Origin of the sequence: Nocardioides sp. (genome assembly GCF_004803405.1) — a bacterium.
GTDB lineage: Bacteria > Actinomycetota > Actinomycetes > Propionibacteriales > Nocardioidaceae > Nocardioides > Nocardioides vastitatis.
In genome coordinates this window covers 1-1,995 of the sequence record NZ_SSXI01000253.1, presented here as the reverse complement: position 1 = coordinate 1,995, position 1,995 = coordinate 1, and the positions used below count along the sequence as shown (strand labels likewise).

The window sequence follows — 1,995 nt, the reverse complement described above, 5'->3', positions numbered from 1 at the left end:
TGACCAGGGCGGCGGTGGTGACGTAGCGGACGCGGCGTCCTTGTTCGGCGGCGGCGGTGCCCAGGGCGATGAGCAGGTGGGTCTTGCCGGTGCCGGAGTCACCGAGGAGGACCAGCGGCTCGCCCTTGTCGATCCAGGCTCCGCCCGCGAGGTGGGCCAGGGTCCCGGGCGGCAGGTCCGGGAGTGCGTCGGCGTTGAAGTCGGTGAGGCGTTTGGTGCGTGGGAACCTGGCCTCCTTGACCCGGCGGATCTGGCGGCGGGCGTCACGCTCGTCGCACTCGGCGGTGAGGATCTCGGCGAGGAACGCCTTGTGGGACAGGCGTTGCTTGGCCGATGCCTCGGCCATGGCGACGGCCTCGGTGCGGATGGTGGGCAGGGCGAGCAGTCGGCAGGCGGCGTGGATCGCGGCTTCGGCGGCCGGGTCGGACAGAGCGGTCACCGCGCTGGGTGCGGGGGGTGCGAGTTTCGTGGCGGGACTCATGCGATGGCCTCTGTGAGTAGGTGGTCGTAGGCGGCCAGCGAGGGCGCTGGCCGTGGGGTGGTGGCGTTCGCGGATGCGGTCACCGGCAGCGGGACCGGGACCGGTCTGGAGGTATCCCCGGTGGCGAGGAGGGCGCTGCGGGCCTCGACGGCGACCAGGTCCGCGTCGAAGCTGCCCAGGATCAGGGCTGCCTCGATACCGGCAGCGATGGCGGCCGCAGGCAGGGTGCGGTGCAGCAACAACACCCCGACCAGGATCCGGGTCCCGGGGCCGTCGCCGTGCTGCCTGCGAGCGGCGTCCCAGAACCGTTGGTGGGCGCCGGTGAACGCACCCGTGGCACGGGCTGCGACCAGGGCGGTGGCCCCGGCCATCGCCCCGGGCTTGCGGGTGAGCACCTCCAGGTAGTGGTCCAACACCAGGTCCTCGCTGCCTTTGTGCAGCGACCGGGTGTGCTCGGCGACCAGCCTCCCGGCGTCGAGGACCCGGACCCCGGTGGCACCGAGGCGGACCTCGAGCCGACGGCCGGCGAACCGGGCCGGGACCGAGTAGTAGGACTGCCGCACACACACCCGCGCCTTCGCATCGACCCGGCACGACAGCGACAAGGAGACATCAAAGACCTCGGGCAGCGGGTTGAGCAGGGGCAGCTCGCGCGCTGCGGCCGCCCCCACCGTCTCCGCGCGAGCACCGATCCGGCGGGCGTCGTCGCGGGCATCGGCCGCGGCCAACGCCAGGTTCAACGCCGCCAGCGAGGCGACGTGCGGGACCGGGGTGAGGTGCCGCCGACGGAACCGGCCGATCTCACCCTCGACCCCGCCCTTCTCGTGCGCACCCTCGATCCCGGGGGCGCAGAAGAACGAGTCGTAGCCATAGTGCGAGCGGAGCGCGATGAACCTGGGGTGCTCGAACCGGTCTCGGCCCAGCGCGACGCGGATCACCGCGGGTTTGAGGTTGTCGTAGCGGATCATCCCGGTCGGGACCCCACCGAGCCGCTCGAAGGCCCGGACGTGGCCGTCGAGGAACGACTCCTGGGTCTGGTTCGCATACGCCACATGGATCGCCTTGCCCGAGTGCGACAGGCGCAGGCAGAACATGAACACCTTCATCACCACCCCCGCGATCACCGCGGTGAACTCACCGAAGTCGACCTCGGCCTCCTCGGCCGCCGGATGGGTCTGGGGCACCATCACCTGCGCCCGGTCACCGCCGACCTCGACCCTCAGCTGCGCAACCAGCCCACGAACACTGGACTCGGCCACCACCACGCCCTCCTCCTCGAGCAACCGCTGCCAGACCCGGCGGGCGGTATGCCGCTGCTTCCGCGGCGCGGTCAGGTCAGCGGTCAACCAGGACCGGATCAAGGCCACGTGCGGGCCCAGCACCGGCGCGACCCGCTCGGGCGGTTTCCGTGCCGGAGGGATCGCCTGGTCCAGCGCTGCACGAACCGTGCGCCGATGAACCCTGTGCTTCTCGGCCAACGCCCGGATCGACAACTCTTCGTCTCGATGGTCGCG

The 1,995-nt window shown here is 71.6% G+C and carries 2 protein-coding genes; both read right to left on the bottom strand.

Features of this window, described 5'->3' with window-relative positions:
• Positions 1 to 481: ATP-binding protein (locus E7Z54_RS18220; RefSeq protein WP_168798405.1), on the bottom strand; the 481-nt coding region annotated here is incomplete at its 3' end.
• The coding region (istA, locus tag E7Z54_RS18215; RefSeq protein WP_136436143.1) for an IS21 family transposase at positions 478 to 1,995 on the bottom strand (1,518 nt) is incomplete at its 5' end. The genes istA and E7Z54_RS18220, both read right to left, overlap by 4 nt.